Here is a 17,438-nt window from a genome sequence, read left to right on the forward strand (position 1 = left end):
GCTACCTGAGCGTCCAGTTCTGGTTGGCCTCGTCGTTGCAGCCCCAGAGCTCGAGGGGGACGCCGTTGACGTTGCCGGCGGGCTTGTCGCCGCCGGTGACGTCGACGCACAGCCCGGCCTGGGTGATCGAGCCGCCGGCCTCGAGCCGGAACTTCTGGTTCGCGCCGCCGTGGCAGCCCCAGACGATGAGCTTCGTCCCGGACGCGCTGGTGCCGCCGCTCGCGTCGAGGCAGAGGCCGCCCGCCTTGAGCTCACCGGCGCCGGTGAACGTCCAGGCCTGGACCGGGCCGCCGCCGCAGTCCCAGATGTCGACCGGGGTGCCCGGTGTCGTCGCGCCGCCGCTGACGTCGATGCACCGCGCCGAGGAGACGCCCTGGATCGGCTGCGTGGCGTCGGTGCTGGTGCCGTGCGCGCCGGCTGTCACGCGGTAGGCGACCGTGCTGCGCGGCGGGACGTTCGCGCTGATCGCGCCGGTGGTCGTGGAGACCTCCTTGGACCACAGGTTGGTGAGCCGGTAGCTCGACGCGGCCGCCAGCCCGGCCGCGGCGGTGGTCGTCGAGATGGTGTTCGTGGTGTTGTTCTCGTTGAACAGCACCACGGCGACGTCACCGCCACGGAGGGGTTTCGCGAGGACGTCCAGCCCGTTGCCGGTGGCGATCCGCCGGGCCTGCTTGCCGAGCGTGTCCTGGTCGATGGCGATGACGTCCGCGTTGAGGTAGGTGGAGAAGGTGGCGACGCTCGCGGAGCGCAGATCGGCGCCCGCGATCAGCGGCGCGGCCATCGCCGCCCACAGCGTGAAGTGCGCGCGGTCCTCTTTGAAGCCCATGCCGTTGCCGACCTCGAGCATGTCGGGGTCGTTCCAGGCGCCCGGCTTCGCGGCGGAGGCGAGCCCGACGTTCTGGCGGTAGATCGCGTCGACGGTGCCCCAGTTGTTGGTGATGTCGCCGGTGGTGCGCCACAGGTTGCCGACGTCGGCCGCCCAGGTCGCGGGGGCGAAGTCACCCCATTCGCAGATGCTGAAGACGATCGGGCGGCCGGTGGCCTGCAGCGCGTCGCGCATCGCCGAGTAGCGCCGGATGTAGTCCTCCTGGCTGTTGCTGCCGTTGTTGAAGCAGTTGTCGTACTTGAGGTAGTCGACGCCCCAGCTCGCGAAGAGGTTCGCGTCGGCCTGTTCGTGGCCGAGGCTGCCGGGGTAGCTCTGGCACGTCATCGTGCCGGCGCTTTCGTAGATGCCGAACTTCATGCCGCGGGCGTGGATGTAGTCGCCGAGCGCCTTGAGGCCACCGGGGAACTTCGCGGGATCGGCGACGAGGTTGCCCGCGCTGTCGCGGGAGCGGGTCATCCAGCAGTCGTCGAGGTTGACGTAGGTGTAGCCGCGGTCGCGCATCCCGGAGCTGACCATCAGGTCGGTGGTCTGCTTGACCAGGGTTTCGTTGATGTTGCACTCGAAGGTGTTCCAGGTGTTCCAGCCCATCGGCGGGGTGCGGGCCAGTCCGTTCTCGAGGGCATCGGCGGGAATGGGGATCGAGACGGCGGCTGCGACGGCGGCGGCAGCGGCGAGGGCGCGGCGCATGGCGACTCCAACCGGACGGCGCTGTGAGGCAGGAGGACTAGACCAAAATCAGGATCAGTGGTGGATCCCCACGAGGTCAAGCGCCATGTTGGTAACTTTTGTTCCGGTGCGGCCAGGGTTACGGGTGCTCGCCGAGGAGCCGCCTGGCCACCTCGACGGTCGCGGCCCCGGCGACGGCCATGGCTTCGGTGTCCCGCAGCGAGCGGCAGAGGACGAACGCGCCTTCGAGGTTGTTGACCGCGGTGATGGTGAGGGTTCGGGCGGCGTCCCGCGGCAGCCCGAACTTCGCGAACTTCTCGGTCCCGGCGTCGATCCAGGCGGTGAAGACGTCGGCGGTGGCCTGCCGCAGCGGCTCGTTGGTGGAGGCGACCTCGAGGGCGACGGTCGCGATCGGACAGCCTTCGACGTAATCGGTGGCTTCGAGGGTCGCGATCCCGGCGGCGAAGAAGGCTTCGATGCCGCTGACGACATCTTCGGCCGGCGCGATGAAGAGGTCGAAGAGGGCGATGTAGGCGAGCCCGGAGGTGCGGATGACCTCGGCACCGAGTTGCTCCTTGCCGCCGGGGAAGAAGTGGTAGAGGGACCCGAAGGGCGCGTTCGCCTCGGCGACGACCTGCTTCAGGCCGGTACCGGCGTAGCCGTTGCGCCGGAAGAGCTCGGCGCCGGCGGCCATGATGCGTTCCTTGGTCCCTGCCACCCCTCGATGATAGAGCGTTCTATCAACTCAGTGGATGTCCCAGGCCGGCCCCGGGTCTTCGGCGTCGTCGCGCAGGATCGTGCCCTCGATCAGCCCGTACGGCCGGTCCGCCGCGTAGAACACCTCGTTGTCGTTCTTCAGCCCGAACGGGCTCAGGTCCACCAGGAAATGGTGCTTGTTCGGCAGCGACAGCCGCACTTCGGCGACCTCGGGCCGCTTCTCGAGCACCGCTTCACCCATGGCGTACAGCGTCTGCTGCAGCGAAAGGCTGTGCTTCGTCGCGAACGTCTCCAGCATCACCCGCCGGATCTCGGTGTGCGAAGCCGCCCAGTCGATGTCCTCGCCCTGGTAGCGCCACTTCGCCGTGACGGCGGTCGCCAGGATGCGGTCGCTCGTCTCGGCGAGGGTCGTGTACCGGTCGCGTGGGAAGCCGTGGAACTCCGAGCCGGTCGACTTCAGCAGCGTCAGGCCGTCGATGCCGGAGACGACCCACGCGCGGTCGCCCTGGACCGTCACCGCCGTGGTGCGCCGCTCGTCGCCGGATCGGCTGAACGCGTGGTCGTGCGGCGCGCCGCCGACCGCGATGCGGTCCCAGCCGTGCTCGTCGATCTTGATACGCGCACCCGTGATGTTCTCCTGCGTGCCGGTGAAGTGGCGGGCCAGCCGCAGGCCGAAGTCCTCGATCTCGCCGACCGGCGCTTCCTTCGCGAAGGCGTACACGGTGTTCTTCTGCGTGTCGGTGGCCAGCACCCCGGCGTTGTCGCCGGTCAGGTGCGTCGCGGCCAATTCGCCGCGCAGCGACGTCGACACCGTCAGGTCCTTCACGTGGTGCACCGGGCCGTCGCGGCGCACCGTCACCAGGCGGACCTCCGCCTTGCCGTACTGGTTGGGGCCCAGGGTGATGGCCACGGTCAGCTCCCTCGGTAGGTCGAATAGGCGAACGGGCTGAGCAGGAGCGGCACGTGGTGGTGCGCGGTACCGTCCGTGATCCGGAAGGTCAGCGTGACCTCCGGGAAGAACGCGTCCGGGCCCAGGTAGGCGCCGGTGTCGAAGATCAGGTGGTACACGCCCGGCGCCAGGGTTTCGGGGCCGAGGTCGCGGATGCGGCCGTCGTCGTCGGTGCGGCCTTCGGCGATCGGCGTCCCGTCGGCGGTCTCGAAGCGGACGGCGATCCCCTCGGCCGGGCGTCCGGCCGCCGTGTCGAGGACGTGGGTGGTCACGAGGCTCACGCGGTCACCGCTTTCGCGAGTCGGAGTTCGGCGATCTTGATCAGTTCCCGCCCGGCGACGGCCAGCTCGGTCGCCGGGTCGTTGGCCAGCCGCTCGCGCAGGATTTCCAGCAGTTCGTCGCCGCTGCGGCCGCTCGCGCAGACCAGGTAGACGTGCCCGAACTTGGCTTCGTACTCGGCGTTCGCCGCGGCGAACGCGCCGGGGTTGTCCACACCGGACTGTTCGGACCGCGCGAAGCCGCCCGCCGGCTTTTCGCCGATCCGCGGGTGCGCGGCCATGGCCTGGCGGATCTCGTCGCTGGTCAACGGCAGGTCCGCGGCGGCTTTCAAGGCATCGACGTCGGCGTACGGCCGCCCGGCGAGCACGGCATCGACCCAGCGCGGCACGGCGAGGCAGTCCGTCAGCAGCGGGCGGACGTCGGCGGTGTTGAACTCGGAGAGCAGCACGGGCTGACCGTACGTCGGCGGCGGGATTCCGTCAACATTTTGTTGAAACCGCTGGTCAGTCGGCTTCCCGGTTGAGGTAGTTGTAGACGGTGAACCGGGTGACCCCCAGCGCGTCGGCGACCGAGGAGACGGATTTCCGCAGGCCGAAGGCGCCGCGTTCGCGCAGCAGCCGCACCGCGCGCTGCTTGCCCGTGCGGTCGAGTTCGCCCAGCTTGGCGCCCAGTTCGCGCTCGACGTCGGCGATCAGCCGGGCCAGCGCGTCGTTCAGCTCGACGACGGGCGCGCCGCCGGGGTCGTCGGCTCGGCGCAGCTGCAGCGTGACCCGCGTGGCGCCGCCTTCGAGGGCCGCCTTCGCGATCGCCGGGAGGGCTTCGAGGAGCTCCTTCGCCTCGCCGCGGGCGAGGGTGCCGAGCGGCCCGAAATCCGTGTCCAGACCGGCTTCCGTCGCGGCGTCGCGCGCGGCGACGGCGTGCTCGGGCGGCGAACCTTCGCCGTGGAACGGTTCGCTGGTGAACTCCGCTTCAAGCCGCACGAGGATGACCGTAACGCGCGACGTCCGTCGTTGACGAGCGGCGCGCGCCGTGGTTACTGTCGTTGTGCGAAACCGTCTTTCCGGTCTGTGAAATCGGCGGTGTTCTTCCTCCCGACGAAGGGTTTCGGATGGATCTTGTGGTGCGCGCCGCCCGGGCCGTGACGGCCGAGGGCGAAGTCCCGGCGACCGTCGGCGTCGACGGCGGCCGGATCGTCGCGGTCGAACCCGGCGGTGCGGCGCTGACCGGCGACCGCGTCCTCGACCTCGGTGCCGACGTCGTGCTGCTGCCGGGCCTGGTCGACACGCACGTCCACGTCAACGACCCGGGCCGCGCCGAGTGGGAGGGCTTCGAGACCGCGACCCGCGCGGCCGCGGCGGGCGGGGTGACCACGATCGTGGACATGCCGCTCAACAGCCTGCCGCCGACCGTCGACGTCGCGGCGCTGGAGGTCAAGCGCAAGGCGGCGGCGGGCCGGGTGCACGTCGACGTCGGGTTCTGGGGCGGCGCGATCCCGGGCAACGTGGGCGAGCTGCGCGGCCTGCACGACGCCGGGGTGTTCGGCTTCAAGTGCTTCCTGCTGCACTCCGGCGTCGACGAGTTCCCGCCGCTGGACCCGGCCGGGCTCGACGAAGCCTTGGGGGAGCTGAGTTCCTTCGACGCGCTGATGATCGTGCACGCCGAGGACGCGCACGAGATCGAGGCCGCGCCGGAGCCGCACGGCGGTCGCTATGTCGACTTTCTGCACTCCCGGCCGCGTGAGGCCGAGAACCTCGCCATCTCGCACGTCATCGAGGCGGCCCGCCGCCATTCCGCGCGGGCGCACATCCTGCATCTGTCCTCTTCGGACGCTCTGCCGCTGATCGCTTCCGCGCGCCGCGACGGCGTCCGGCTGTCGGCGGAGACCTGCCCGCACTACTTGAGTTTCGTCGCCGAGGAGATCCGGGACGGGGCAACGCAGTTCAAGTGCTGCCCGCCGATCCGGGAGGCGGCCAACCGCGAGCTGCTCTGGCAAGGGCTCGCCGACGGCGTCATCGACACGATCGTCAGTGACCACTCGCCGTGCACGCCGGAGCTGAAACGCTTCGACAGCGGCGACTTCGGCCAGGCGTGGGGCGGGATTTCCAGCCTCCAGCTGGGCCTGCCGGCGATCTGGACGCAGGCGCGCCAGCGCGGGTTCGCGCTCGCCGACGTCGTGCGCTGGATGGCCGAGCGCCCGGCCGCGCAGGCCGGGATGCGCCGCAAGGGGCACCTGGCGGTGGGGTACGACGCGGACTTCTGCGTGTTCGCGCCGGACGAGGCGTTCGTGGTCGACGTCGCGAAACTGAAGCACCGCAACCCGGTCAGCGCGTACGACCGGCGCCCGCTCGCCGGCGTCGTGCGCTCGACCTGGCTGCGGGGCACCGAAATCACCGGTGACGAGCCGCGCGGCGCGCTGCTGACCCGGGGGAACTGCTGAAATGGAGGCTCGGTGACCGACCGTCCGGAGTGGACAGAACTGCCCGACCTGGCGTCCCGCCGTTTCGGCGGGACGGTGATGTGGGCGACCGACGAGCTGTTCGCCGAGAAGGAGAACCTCGTCAACCCGTGGGTGCCGGCGCACCGCGCGGAGACGTTCGGGCCGAAGGGCCAGGTCTACGACGGCTGGGAGACCCGCCGCCACCGCGAACCGGGTGACGACCAGGCCATCGTGCGGCTCGGCCTGGCCGGCACGATCACCGGCGTCATCGTCGACACGGCGTTCTTCAAGGGCAACTACCCGCCGTTCGTCTCGGTCGAAGCGACGTCGCTCCCGGGCTACCCCTCGGCGGCGGAGGTGGCCGAGGCCGAGTGGGACGTCCTGGTCGACCGCGCCTCGGCCGCGGGCCACACGGAGAACTTCTACGCGGTCAACGGTTCCCGGCGCTACACGCACGTCCGGCTGACGCAGCACCCGGACGGGGGAGTGGCCCGCCTGCGTGTCCACGGCGCCCCGATCCCGGACCCGGCGCTGCTGGACCTGGACGCGCTCGACCTGGCGGCGCTGGAGAACGGCGCGATCGTCACGGGCTGCAGCAACCGGTTCTATTCATCGCCGAACAACATCCTCTCGCCGGGGCTGGCGGCCCACCAGGCGGAGGGCTGGGAGACGGCTCGCCGCCGCGACGACGGCAACGACTGGGTGACGCTGCGGCTGGCCGGCGCCGGGATCGTCCGGTTCGTGGAACTGGACACGAGCAACCTGAAGGGCAACGCGCCGGGCTGGGCCTCGGTGAGTGGCCGGGAGACGTACGGGGAGTGGGTCCCGTTGCTGCCGAAGACCCGCTTGCAGCCGGACACGCGGCACCGGTTCGCGCTCCCGGACGGCCCGGAGGTGACGGAGGCCCGCCTCGACATCTACCCGGACGGCGGCTTGGCTCGGTTGCGGCTGTTCGGACGGCTCACGGAAGCGGGCCGGGCGAACCTCAAGGCGCGGTTCGACAAGACGCGTTAATTCACGGTGCTGTCGACGACGTAGACGGACCGCAGCGGAAGGAGCCGCTTGTACTCGAGGCTGAACTTGCCGTAGTGCTCGAAGATCAGCTTGACCAGTTGACGGCCGTTGATGAGCCGGAGGTTCTGGCGGTGCCGTTCTTCGTGCTGCGCGTCGGCGGAGTAGCTGCCCAGCGTCACGAACAGGCCGAGTTCGGATCCGCCGGCCGCCAGCGCCCCGGTCAGCTGCTGCACCTCCGGGCGGCCGATCGACGAAGTCGTGCGCTTGCACTGGACCTTGATGATCGGCGGCTTCAGCAGGAGAGGATCGTGCGAGGCGATGATGTCGTAGCCGCCGTCGCGTGATGGGCTGGTCACCTCGGTCCGATACCCCATGGCCTCGAGGAGATGCGCGACGAAATGCTCGAAGTCGACTCCTTCCAGCTTTTTCATCAGGGTGTCGATGACGAAGTCGTGGGTGTAGGTCTCGATCCGTTCGGCGTCCGGTTGATCCGCCGCTTCGTCGGCGGCGGCCTCCGGTTCGGCCTCGGCGGAACCGGTCGACGTCGGCAGCCCCTTCAGGAAATCGAGGAATTCCTGTCTGTGCTGCTTGACCTGGAAGACCGTGACGGCCGAGCCGATCTCGTAGCGAGCGCTCTGGGAGAAGGTCGTCCTGGGAACGCCGGTTCGCAGCCACTCCACCGGTCGCCGGTTGGCGTGGAGCGAGACGCCGGCCTGGAAGTAGTAGTCACCCGTGATGCGGCCGAAGTTGACGGTGCTGTCCGGCTTGTACGGGTAGATGACGATGTCGCCGGGCTGCATCCGATGCCGGAAGGAGAGCAGCGTTCCCGCGGTGACCGGGATGGCTCCCGGTTTCAGGTCCGGGAGCCCCCGGGCGACCCGCTCCTTGGCGTCGTCGCGGTCATCCTTCAGATCCGAGAGGTCACCGAGGTCGTCCCAGCCGATCGAGACGAACCCGTTCCCGACCAGGTCGAGTTGCGGCTGGTCGTTGTGAACGCCCCAGATCGTCGTCATGGCGTGACGTCAGTTCGCGCCGGGCCGGTTGAGGTACGCGGAGGCCAGTGACAGCACACACGCGCAGCCGATGATCGCGCTGACCCACCACTGCATGCCGACGACGACACTCCAGACGAATCCCGCCGCCGCGAGGGCGGCGACGAGGATGTTCCGGAACTGCAGCGGGGTCGGCTTGGCCATGCCGTCACCCTCTCACGACCCCGCCCCGGACCCACGCTCCGCCCCAGGTCGTGAGTGGTAAGGAGGGTTCTAACCCGCCTTACCACTCACGACCAGCCGCGGCAGACCTCGGAGCGCCCGGGTCAGACCTCTGCGCGTTGCCCGGGCTCCAGGAGGACGAGGCGGTCATCCAGCCCCGCCGCCTCGAAGGCCTCCCGCAGCGTGTCCGGCCCCTCGCTGAAGTGCCCCCAGCCCCGGAAGTGCAGCGGAACCACCTTCCCTGCCCCGAGCACCTGAGCCGCCTCGACCGCGTCGGCGCTGGTCAGCGTCAGGGGTGCGCCGTCGAAGAACACCGTCCGGGCCGCGCCGGCGAACAGCACCGCGACGTCCACCCGGAACCGCCCGGCGATCTCGCGCACCAGGTCCACCGAGGCGTTGTCCCCGCTCACGTACACCGTCGGCAGTCCGTCGCCGGTCAGCACGAACCCCGTCACGTCCCCGGTCAGCCGCGACGCCCCGGCCGGCCCGTGCAACGCCGGAACCGCCGTCACCGTCAGGGGCCCGACTGGCGTCGACTCCCACGGCTCCAGCCCGCGGGCCGTCCCGCCGAGCCGCGCAGCGCCGCTCGGCGTGATCAGCGTCAGCGGCACCGTCGCGAGATACGCGCGGCCGCGGTCGTCCAGGTTGTCGGGGTGCTGGTCATGGGACAGCAGGACGGCGTCCACCTCCCCGACCGCCTCTTCGGTCAGCGCCGATTCCTCGGTCTTGACCAGCACGCGCGGACCGCTCGGGTGGTCGCCGGGCGGGTCGAAGGTCGGGTCGGTGAGCAGCCGGACGCCGCCCAGTTCCAGCAGGGCGGTCGGGCCGCCGGAGAACGTGATCCCCAAGGTCATACCCGGGCCAACCCCGGGAACGCCCGTTCTCTTCCCGGATCAGGGCGCCGACTGCCGCCGCGAGCTGATCACGCCGGTGTTGAACCCGGCCAGGTGCAGCCCGCCCGCGAAGCGCGCGTGCTCGATCTTCACGCACCGGTTCATCACGACGTCCAGCCCGGCCGCCAGCGCCCGGTCGGCCACCGGCTCGTGCCACAACCCGAGTTGCAGCCACAGCGTCCGCGCGCCGGCGTCGATGACCTCCTCGGCGACCTGCGGCAGGTCGTCGTGCTTGCGGAACACGCTGACCAGGTCCGGTTCACCCGGGACGTCCTTCAAAGACGCGTACACCGGCTTCCCGAACAGCGTGTCCAGCCGCGGATTGACGAAGTTGACCTCGTAGCGCGTCGACGAGAGCAGGTAGGTCGCGACGAAGTAGCTGGGCCGCGCCGGGTTGGCCGACGCGCCGACCAGCGTCACCGACCTCGTCCGCCGCAGGATCGCCCGGCGCTCGACGGCGCCGACGTCATGGCTCATCCGGCCACCGCCTTGCCGAGCGCCTGGTCGAGGTCCCAGAGGATGTCCTCGACGTCCTCCAGCCCGACCGACAGCCGGATCAGGTCGGGCCCGACACCCGCGGCCGCGAGCTGCTCCTCGGACAGCTGTGCGTGCGTGGTCGACGCCGGGTGGATGACGAGCGTCCGCGCGTCCCCGACGTTCGCCAGGTGCGACAGCAGCTCCACCGACTCGACGAACTTCTCGCCGGCCGCGCGCCCGCCGTCGATGCCGAACGAGAACACCGCCCCCGGCCCGTCCGGCAGATAGCGGCGCGCCAGGTCGTGGTGCGGGTGCGACGGCAGCCCGGCGTACGACACCCACGCCACCCGCGGGTCCGCGTGCAGGTGTTCGGCGACGGCGCGTGCGTTCGCCACGTGCGCGTCCATCCGCTGCGGGAGCGTCTCCACCCCTTGCAGCAGAAGGAAAGCCGAGTGCGGCGACAGGACCGCGCCGATGTCTCTCAGCTGCTCGGCCCGCAGCCGGGTGCAGAACGCGTATTCGCCGAAGTTCTCCCAATAGCGCAGGCCGCCGTAGCTGTCGACGGTCTCGGTCATCCGCGGGAACTTCCCGTTGCCCCAGTCGAACCTCCCGGACTCGACGACGATCCCGCCGAGGGTCGTCCCGTGCCCGCCGAGGAACTTCGTCGCCGAGTGCAGCACGATGTCGGCGCCGTGCTCGATCGGGCGGCACAGGTACGGCGTGGCGAGGGTGGCGTCGACGACGAGCGGGATGTCGTGGGCGTGCGCGAGGTCGGCCAGCGCGGCGAGGTCGGCGATGCCGCCGCCGGGGTTGCCGATGACCTCGGTGTAGAGCAGCCGCGTCCGGTCGGTGATGGCGGCGGCGTAGTCGTCGATGCCGCCGCTGACGAAGGTCGTCTCGACGCCGAAGCGCCGGAGCGTGCCGGTGAGCTGGGTGACGGTCCCGCCGTACAGGCCGCTCGCGGACACGATGTGGTCGCCGGCCTCGGTGAGCGCGCTGAAGGTGAGGAACTCGGCGGCCTGCCCGCTCGCGGTGGCGACCCCGCCGATCGCGCCTTCGAGGCTGGCGATCCGCTCCTCGAAGGCGGCCACGGTCGGGTTCCCGATCCGGCTGTAGACGTTCCCGTACTTCTGCAGCGCGAAGAGGTTCGCGGCGTCGGCGGCGTCTTCGAAGACGAAGCTCGTGGTCTGGTAGATGGGCACGGCCCGCGCGCCGGTCGCCGGGTCGGGCGTGCCGCCCGCGTGCAGGGCGCGGGTGCGGAAGCCCCAGCTGCGTTCACTCATCGGAGCCCACGGTAACCGCAGCATCCCCCGGATGACACGCGCTCCCAGGGCGTGGGCGCGGCTACGCTCCACCCCGTGACGGTGCGCTGGAGCGTGACGATCGACTGCGCGGACCCCCGCGCGCTGGCCAGGTTCTGGGCGGTGGCCCTCGGCTACATCGAGCGCCCGCCCCCGCCGGGGTTCGCGAGCTGGGAAGCGTGGTTCACCCAGCACGGCGTTCCCGAGGACGAGTGGGACGACGGCGCCTACCTGACCGATCCGGAAGGCGTCCTGCCGAGCCTGAGCTTCCTCAAGGTCCCCGAGGCGAAGGTCGCGAAAAACCGGCTCCACCTGGACGTCCAGGCCGGTGGCGGGCGCGAGGTGCCGTGGGAGACGCGCTGGGAGCGGGTCGTGGAGGCGGTCGCCCGGCTGACCGCCGCGGGGGCGACCGTCCTGCGGGAGGACGAGCTGGACGGCCGCCCCGATCACTTCGTGATGGCGGATCCGGAGGGCAACGAGTTCTGCGTGCTGTGAATCAGCTCCGCCAGGGCAGCACCCGGCCGAACCGGACCAGTTCGCCGTAGGTCGCCGGGTCGACGTCGGCGAACACCAGGTCCAGCACGGCCCGCGCGGCTTCGTCCGGGGTCTGGGCCTGGCTGAAGTCGCTGAACCACGGCCGCGACGCCCGGGTGTCGACCAGGCCCGGGCAGACCGCCGCCACCAGGGTGCCGGCGGCGAGGTCGGCGTCTCGGCGTTCGGCCGCCACCGCGCGGACCGCGGCGACCTGCGCGACCTTGGACGGCACGTTGATCCACTCCGGCCAGCCCGCCTCGGCGGCCGTGCCGTCGTGGATCGCCGTGCGCCAGTCCTCGACCGCCTTCTCGACGTCGTCCAGCGAGACGCCGTCGAACCGCGGCCGCAGCGGCTCGGGCAGGTGGCCCAGGGTGCCCAGCGAGCTGGCGACGACCAGCAGCCGCCCGCCCGGCCGCAGGACCGGCCCGAACGAGCGCAGCACCGCGTGGGTGCCCCCGTTCGCGACGTCCAGGAACACGTCGGCCTGTTCGGCCTGGGAGCGGCCGGGGTCGAGCGGGCCGATGGCGTTCGAGATCACGATGTCGGCCGGCTCGGCGAAGCGGGCCACCGCGGCCGCGTCGGAGACGTCGAGGACGCGGCCTTCCACTCGGCTGCGCGTCGCCGGGTCGGCGGCGACGGCGGCGGCCGCCGAGGCCACCCGGCCGGCGTCGCGGCCGGTGAGCAGGACGAGGTCTTCGGGAAGCAGGCGGGCGGCGAGGCCGCGGACGAGGGCGAAGCCGAGGCCCTGGTTGGCCCCGGTCACCACGGCGATGCGTGTCATACCGGCCACGTTAGGTCCGCCGCGGCCATGCAAAAAGCGAGAATCGGACAACCCTGGTATGCGTGAACGTCATGGACTTCGGTGACGTCTCCCTGGTCGCCCTGCGCGTGTTCCGCGAGGTCGCCGAACGCGGCACCCTGACCGCGGCCGCGGCGGCACTCGGCTACACGCAGTCGGCGGTGTCGCGGCAGATCGCCTCCCTCGAACGGGTGGCCGGAACTTCCGTGCTCGAGCGGCGGCCGGACGGCGTCCGGCTCACCGCCGCGGGGACCATCGTGCTGCGCCGGGCGATCGCGGTGCTCGGCGAGATCGACGCCGCCGGGCGCGAGCTGGCCGGGCTGCCCGCCGAGGCCGGCACCGTCCGCCTCGGCTGGTTCCCCAGCGCGGGCGCGGTGCTGGTCCCGCGCGCGGTCGCCGAGCTGCGGCGGACGCACGCGGGCGTCACCGTGATCACGCGGGAGGGCACCACGCCGGTGCTCGTCCGGGCGTTGCGCGCGGGCACGCTCGACCTGGCCGTCCTCGGTTCGGTCCCGCCGTTCCGGCCGCCGGACGCCGAGACCCCGGCGCTGCGCCTGGAGACGCTCGCCGAACGCACCCTCCGCCTCGCGGTGCCCGCGGGCCACCCCCTGGCCGGCGCGGGCCCGGTCGACGTCGCGGACCTGCGCGGGCAGCGCTGGATCGCCGGGCCGTCGGCGGGGGAGGAGACGCTGATGGGCGTGTGGCCGGGGCTGGACGAGCGGCCCGAGATCGCCCACACCGCCCGCGACTGGCTGGCGAAGCTGAGCCTGGTCGCCGCCGGCTGCGGCCTGACGACGGTGCCCGCTTCGCTCGCCGGGGCCGTGCCACCGGGGGTGCGGGTGCTGGAGGTGCGCGGCGGCCCGGCGGAGCGGCGGCGGGTGGTGCTGGCCCGCCTGCCGGGCCCGCCGGCCGAACCGGCGGCCCTGCTGGCCGAGGTCCTGCGCCGCACCGCCGCCGGATGACGCGGATCACGTGCATTCCGGTCACATCGGCCGTCGCCGCGGGGTCTACTGCTACGAGGCACGGCGGAAGGATCAGGACACAGTGGACGCGCTGACCGAGCGGTTCGAGCAGGAGCGGCCGCGGCTGCGGGCGGTCGCCTACCGGATGCTGGGCTCGGCCGCCGAAGCCGACGACGCCGTCCAGGAGGCCTGGCTGCGGTTCCACCGGACCGAGGCCGGCGAGATCGACAACATCCCCGCCTGGCTGACCACCGTGGTCGCCCGGATCTGCCTGTCCCTGCTGCGCACGCGCCGCAACCACCGCGAAGAGCCCCTCGACGCCCAACCCGAGCCGGACGACGACCGCCGCGACCCCGGGCAGGAGGCGGAGCTGGCCGACACCGTCGGGCTGGCGCTGCTGGTGGTCCTCGACGCGCTGGGCCCGGCCGAGCGCGTCGCGTTCGTGCTGCACGACATGTTCGCCGTGCCCTTCGACGAGATCGCGCCGGTGATCGGCAAGACCCCGGCCGCCACCCGGCAGCTGGCGAGCCGGGCCCGCCGCCGGGTGCGGGGCGGGACCCCGGCGGACGCGGACCTGCCCCGGCGGCGCAAGGTCGTCGAAGCGTTCCTGGCGGCCTCTCGCGGCGGCGACTTCGAAGCGTTGCTCGCGCTGCTCGACCCGGACGTGGTGCTGCACGCCGACCGGTTCGTCGGCCCGAGCCCCGCGCCGATCGAGCTGCGGGGTGTCGAGAGCGTGCGCCGCGGCGCGATCCTGGCGTCCGAGCGGGCCCGCGCGAGCGAGCTCGCTCTGGTCGACGGCGCCCCCGGCCTGCTCATGGTGCGCGAGGGCCGGTTGGCGGTGGTCCTGGCGTTCCGGGTCGACGGCGACCGCATCACCGGCATCGACGTCATCGCCGACCCGGAGCGGCTGCGCGAGCTGGAGCTGGCGGTTCTCTAACCCAGGGCCGCGCGAAGCCGGGCTTCGCGCTCTGACGGCGTCTGACGCGGGCAGCTGACGCACTTCGGGTTGCCGACTTCGTAGATCAGGCAGCACGAAGCACGCCGTACGGCGGGGGTGCGGCCGACGCGCACGAAACGTGGCTTCGGCAGGTCCAGGCTGATCGCGGCGACCAGGGGCTCGGCGAGGGTGATCGCGCGCTCCGAGTCGGGCGTCCACAGCAGCCGGTTGCCGAGGGAGTCGGTGGCGATCGCGCCGAGCGCCCGCTTCCGGGCCCCGCTGACCTCGGCGATGGTGCTGATCGCGGTGCCGAGGGCGCCGGTGAGCGCGGCACCCAGTTCGGGGAGGCCGCCGTCGAGGGCACGGGTGGACCGGGCGCCCAGGAACCGCCCGTCGGCGACGAGGTCGAGTTCCATCGCGTCCAGCGACGGATCGACCGGCGTCCCGGCCACCAGGCCCTCCACCGCGGGGGCCACGAGGACCGACGACAGCGAGTACCACCAGATCGTGCCCAGCACCTCCGGCCGCGCGCAGCCGTACAGCTTCGCGGCGCCGCCGATGCGGGCCCGCACCCACTCGGCGTCCGCGAGCCGGGTCGCGGACGCGGTCCAGTCCGGCTTCATTCCTTTCTCCGGTACGAGGAGACCGTGAACGACACCGTGACGACCTGGGACTCGCTCAGCGCGTCCAGGCGCTCCCGGCGGCCGTCCCGGTCCAGGTGGAACCCCGCCGGCCCCATCTCGACGGCCTGGCGCACCTGCCGCGGCGTCAGCTCCACCTCGCGCCGGACCTCCGTGCGCTCCGCGCGCGTGAAGTACTCGCCGAGGGTGGCGTCCAGGCGTTCGTCCTTGCGCTCGTCGACGGCCAGCACCAGGTCGCCCAGCTCGCGGAGGTGGTCGGGGGCCGGCGCCGCGACGACCAGGAGGCCGTCGGGCCGCAGCACGCGGTGGAACTCCGGCCCGTTGCGCGGCGCGAAGACGTTCAGCACGACCGACGCCACGCCGTCGCCGACCGGCCACGGCTCCCACAGGTTCCACACCGCCGCGCCCACCCGCGGGTGGGCCCGCGCCGCCCGCCGCAGCGCGACCGCCGAGACGTCCAGCGCGAGGCCGAACGCCTCCGACGTCTCCAGCACGCGAGCGAGGTAGTACCCGGTGCCCGCACCGGCGTCGACGACGAGGCCGCCGGCTCCCGCACAGACGCGGGCGAGCTCGTCGGCCAGTGGCTCGTAGGCGCCCGACGCGAGGAAGTCCGCGCGGGCCGCGACCATCGGCGCGGTGTCCGCCGTCCCGGCCGGGATTCGCGCGTGCAACAGGTTCACGTAACCCTGGCGAGCTAGATCGAAAGAGTGGCGGTTCCCGCAACGCAGGGTGCGTCCCGCTGCGCCGATCGGGTCACCGCACACCGAACACCGCAGGGCCGCGACGACCGGGGGTGGCAGTGGGTCATTCCCGTGGTCGGCCGGTGTCATGGGGATATTCGACCACGACGTTTCGCAACCGGACACTCCAGGAGGGGTCCCGGGAAACCTGGCCGTAACAACCGGGCGCGGACAGTTCACGCGGGCGAAACCTCGCAAGCCGCCTGGTGAAACACCGCGCGCCAAAACTGCCAACGCACGAACCCAGGGCACGGGAGGACGATTGTGCTGAACGCAGGAGACACCGCGTGGGTATTGGCCAGCGCCGCGCTGGTCATGCTCATGACCCCAGGACTGGCGTTCTTCTATGGCGGCATGGTCCGCGCGAAGAGCGTCCTGAACATGCTGATGATGAACTTCATCGCGCTGGCCGTGGTGGGGGTGCTGTGGGCCCTGTACGGCTTCTCGATGTCGTTCGGCGACGACGCCTTCGGCGGCCTCCTCGGTAACTTCCACTTCGCCGGCCTCGAAAACACCTTCGGCAAGCTCGCCGGGTTCGCGGTCGCCGCCACCGACACCTCGCCGGCGGTCGCCTGGCCCGGTTCGGACGCGCTGCCCGTCCTGGCGTTCGTGATGTTCCAGCTGATGTTCGCGATCATCACGCCCGCGCTGATCTCCGGCGCCATCGCCGACCGCGCGAAGTTCTGGGGCTGGACGCTGTTCGTCGTCATCTGGGTGACGGTCGTGTACTTCCCGGTCGCGCACTGGGTGTTCTCCTTCAACGGCTTCATCGGCGAGAACGCCGTCGGCGGCTGGATCGCCAACAACCTCAAGGCCCTCGACTTCGCCGGTGGCACCGCGGTCCACATCAACGCCGGTGCCGCGGGTCTCGCGCTGGCGATCGTGCTCGGCAAGCGCAAGGGCTGGCCGAAGGACACCGGCCGCCCGCACAACGTGCCGTTCGTGCTGCTCGGTGCTTCGCTGCTGTGGTTCGGCTGGTACGGCTTCAACGCCGGTTCGGCGCTGGCCGCGAACGACCTCGCCGCCGTCGCGTTCACCAACACCACCGTCGCCACCGCCGCCGCCGTCCTCGGCTGGCTGCTGGTCGAACAGATCAAGTTCGGCAAGCCGACCACCCTCGGCGCGGCTTCCGGCGCGGTCGCCGGCCTGGTCGCCATCACCCCGGCCTGTGGTTTCGTGAGCCCGATCGGGGCCATCGCGATCGGCCTCATCGCCGGTGCGGTCTGCGCGCTGGCCATCTCGCTCAAGTTCAAGTTCGGCTTCGACGACTCGCTCGACGTCGTGGGCGTCCACCTGGTCGGCGGCATCGTCGGCACGCTGCTGATCGGCTTCTTCGGCACCACGAGCGTCAACTCGCTCGGCGCTGACGGCCTGTTCTACGGCGGCGGGTTCACCCAGCTGGGCCGTCAGGCCGCGGCCGCCGGTGCGGTGCTCGCGTACTCCTTCGTGCTGTCCTTCATCATCGGCTTCGTGATCAAGAAGGCCGGCGGCTTCCGCGTCAGCACCGAGGACGAGGTCAGCGGCATCGACGAAGCCCAGCACGCGGAAAGCGCGTACGACTTCACCGGGACCGGCGGGGGCCTCGGCCACCCGAACACCATCCCGGTCAAGTCCGCCACCCCGGCCGCGAAACTCGAGGAGAGCAAGGCATGAAGCTCATCACGGCGATTGTGAAGCCGTTCACGCTCGACGACGTCCGCTCCGCGCTGGAGCAGCTGGGCGTGCTGGGCATGACGGTCAGCGAGGTCCAGGGCTACGGCCGGCAGAAGGGCCACACCGAGGTCTACCGCGGCGCGGAGTACTCGGTCGACTTCGTGGCCAAGCTGAAGGTCGAGGTCGTCACCGACGACACCAACGTGGAGAAGGTCCTCGAGGCCATCACCACGGCCGCGCACACCGGCAAGATCGGCGACGGCAAGGTGTGGGTGACGCCGGTGGAGACCGTGATCCGGGTCCGGACCGGCGAGCGCGGCACGGACGCCCTATAAGGCC

Annotated in this window: 21 protein-coding genes; 7 read left to right on the top strand and 14 right to left on the bottom strand. The window is 71.5% G+C overall.

Features of this window, described 5'->3' with window-relative positions; genetic code table 11:
- Position 1: 1 nt before the first annotated feature.
- From ACFPLC_RS24585 to ACFPLC_RS24610, 6 genes are all read right to left on the bottom strand, one after another.
- Positions 2 to 1,573 (bottom strand): glycoside hydrolase family 27 protein, encoded by a 1,572-nt coding sequence (locus tag ACFPLC_RS24585; protein WP_378193624.1) that lies wholly within the window; start codon positions 1,571 to 1,573, stop codon positions 2 to 4.
- Between the two features lie 118 nt (positions 1,574 to 1,691).
- Entirely contained in the window at positions 1,692 to 2,270 is a 579-nt protein-coding gene (locus tag ACFPLC_RS24590) for a TetR/AcrR family transcriptional regulator (protein WP_446681638.1), read from the bottom strand.
- A gap of 27 nt (positions 2,271 to 2,297) precedes the next feature.
- Positions 2,298 to 3,179, bottom strand: coding sequence for a factor-independent urate hydroxylase (pucL, locus tag ACFPLC_RS24595; protein WP_378193621.1), 882 nt, complete (start codon positions 3,177 to 3,179; stop codon positions 2,298 to 2,300).
- 2 nt (positions 3,180 to 3,181) lie between these two features.
- Positions 3,182 to 3,499 (bottom strand): hydroxyisourate hydrolase, encoded by a 318-nt coding sequence (gene uraH / locus ACFPLC_RS24600; protein WP_378193618.1) that lies wholly within the window; start codon positions 3,497 to 3,499, stop codon positions 3,182 to 3,184.
- Positions 3,496 to 3,945, bottom strand: a complete 450-nt coding sequence (uraD, locus tag ACFPLC_RS24605; RefSeq protein WP_378193615.1) for a 2-oxo-4-hydroxy-4-carboxy-5-ureidoimidazoline decarboxylase — start codon at positions 3,943 to 3,945, stop codon at positions 3,496 to 3,498. Before uraD ends, uraH begins: the two co-directional genes overlap by 4 nt.
- Positions 3,946 to 4,000: 55 nt before the next feature.
- Positions 4,001 to 4,477 carry a helix-turn-helix domain-containing protein gene (locus ACFPLC_RS24610; RefSeq protein WP_378193612.1) on the bottom strand — a complete coding sequence of 159 codons (477 nt, stop codon included), beginning with the start codon at positions 4,475 to 4,477 and terminating at the stop codon, positions 4,001 to 4,003.
- Between the two features lie 128 nt (positions 4,478 to 4,605).
- Here ACFPLC_RS24610 and allB point away from each other — a divergent pair, with 128 nt between their 5' ends.
- Entirely contained in the window at positions 4,606 to 5,934 is a 1,329-nt protein-coding gene (gene allB, locus ACFPLC_RS24615; protein ID WP_378193609.1) for an allantoinase AllB, read from the top strand.
- 12 nt (positions 5,935 to 5,946) lie between these two features.
- The gene (alc, locus tag ACFPLC_RS24620; protein ID WP_378193606.1) at positions 5,947 to 6,948 is read left to right on the top strand and encodes an allantoicase; all 1,002 of its coding nucleotides are present in this window, start codon (positions 5,947 to 5,949) and stop codon (positions 6,946 to 6,948) included.
- On the opposite strand, the gene ACFPLC_RS24625 is transcribed toward alc, so the two are convergent.
- From ACFPLC_RS24625 to ACFPLC_RS24645, 5 genes are all read right to left on the bottom strand, one after another.
- On the bottom strand, positions 6,945 to 7,961 hold the full coding sequence (locus tag ACFPLC_RS24625; RefSeq protein ID WP_378193603.1) for a restriction endonuclease: 1,017 nt from the start codon (positions 7,959 to 7,961) through the stop codon (positions 6,945 to 6,947). The two genes, alc and ACFPLC_RS24625, sit on opposite strands and share 4 nt — an antisense overlap.
- Positions 7,962 to 7,970: 9 nt before the next feature.
- Positions 7,971 to 8,144 (bottom strand): hypothetical protein, encoded by a 174-nt coding sequence (locus tag ACFPLC_RS24630; RefSeq protein WP_167344380.1) that lies wholly within the window; start codon positions 8,142 to 8,144, stop codon positions 7,971 to 7,973.
- A 122-nt stretch (positions 8,145 to 8,266) separates the two neighbouring features.
- Entirely contained in the window at positions 8,267 to 9,016 is a 750-nt protein-coding gene (locus ACFPLC_RS24635) for an MBL fold metallo-hydrolase (RefSeq protein ID WP_378193599.1), read from the bottom strand.
- A gap of 39 nt (positions 9,017 to 9,055) precedes the next feature.
- Complete coding sequence (locus tag ACFPLC_RS24640) at positions 9,056 to 9,532, bottom strand: CoA-binding protein (protein WP_378193596.1); 477 nt, start codon at positions 9,530 to 9,532, stop codon at positions 9,056 to 9,058.
- Positions 9,529 to 10,815 carry an O-acetylhomoserine aminocarboxypropyltransferase/cysteine synthase family protein gene (locus tag ACFPLC_RS24645; RefSeq protein ID WP_378193593.1) on the bottom strand — a complete coding sequence of 429 codons (1,287 nt, stop codon included), beginning with the start codon at positions 10,813 to 10,815 and terminating at the stop codon, positions 9,529 to 9,531. Before ACFPLC_RS24645 ends, ACFPLC_RS24640 begins: the two co-directional genes overlap by 4 nt.
- A 75-nt stretch (positions 10,816 to 10,890) precedes the next feature.
- Between ACFPLC_RS24645 and ACFPLC_RS24650 the strand changes: the two genes are divergently transcribed.
- Positions 10,891 to 11,328, top strand: a complete 438-nt coding sequence (locus tag ACFPLC_RS24650; protein ID WP_378193590.1) for a VOC family protein — start codon at positions 10,891 to 10,893, stop codon at positions 11,326 to 11,328.
- Position 11,329: 1 nt separating this feature from the next.
- On the opposite strand, the gene ACFPLC_RS24655 is transcribed toward ACFPLC_RS24650, so the two are convergent.
- Positions 11,330 to 12,148 carry an SDR family NAD(P)-dependent oxidoreductase gene (locus ACFPLC_RS24655; protein WP_378235932.1) on the bottom strand — a complete coding sequence of 273 codons (819 nt, stop codon included), beginning with the start codon at positions 12,146 to 12,148 and terminating at the stop codon, positions 11,330 to 11,332.
- 71 nt (positions 12,149 to 12,219) lie between these two features.
- Between ACFPLC_RS24655 and ACFPLC_RS24660 the strand changes: the two genes are divergently transcribed.
- On the top strand, positions 12,220 to 13,128 hold the full coding sequence (locus tag ACFPLC_RS24660) for a LysR family transcriptional regulator (RefSeq protein WP_378193740.1): 909 nt from the start codon (positions 12,220 to 12,222) through the stop codon (positions 13,126 to 13,128).
- A gap of 82 nt (positions 13,129 to 13,210) precedes the next feature.
- The gene (locus ACFPLC_RS24665) at positions 13,211 to 14,065 is read left to right on the top strand and encodes a sigma-70 family RNA polymerase sigma factor (protein WP_378193588.1); all 855 of its coding nucleotides are present in this window, start codon (positions 13,211 to 13,213) and stop codon (positions 14,063 to 14,065) included.
- Here ACFPLC_RS24665 and ACFPLC_RS24670 read toward each other — a convergent pair.
- On the bottom strand, positions 14,062 to 14,688 hold the full coding sequence (locus tag ACFPLC_RS24670; protein WP_378193585.1) for a (2Fe-2S)-binding protein: 627 nt from the start codon (positions 14,686 to 14,688) through the stop codon (positions 14,062 to 14,064). The two genes, ACFPLC_RS24665 and ACFPLC_RS24670, sit on opposite strands and share 4 nt — an antisense overlap.
- Entirely contained in the window at positions 14,685 to 15,536 is an 852-nt protein-coding gene (locus ACFPLC_RS24675) for a putative RNA methyltransferase (protein ID WP_378193582.1), read from the bottom strand. The genes ACFPLC_RS24670 and ACFPLC_RS24675 overlap by 4 nt, the downstream gene beginning before the upstream one ends.
- 174 nt (positions 15,537 to 15,710) lie before the next feature.
- On the opposite strand from ACFPLC_RS24675, the gene ACFPLC_RS24680 reads away from it, so the two are divergent.
- Positions 15,711 to 17,099: an ammonium transporter gene (locus ACFPLC_RS24680; protein ID WP_378193579.1), complete on the top strand. Its 1,389-nt coding sequence runs from the start codon at positions 15,711 to 15,713 to the stop codon at positions 17,097 to 17,099.
- A complete protein-coding gene (locus ACFPLC_RS24685) occupies positions 17,096 to 17,434 on the top strand; it encodes a P-II family nitrogen regulator (protein WP_013223833.1) in 339 nt (112 codons plus the stop codon). Before ACFPLC_RS24680 ends, ACFPLC_RS24685 begins: the two co-directional genes overlap by 4 nt.
- Positions 17,435 to 17,438 lie beyond the last annotated feature (4 nt).

Source organism: Amycolatopsis plumensis, assembly GCF_042652605.1.
In the GTDB taxonomy this organism is placed as follows: domain Bacteria; phylum Actinomycetota; class Actinomycetes; order Mycobacteriales; family Pseudonocardiaceae; genus Amycolatopsis; species Amycolatopsis plumensis.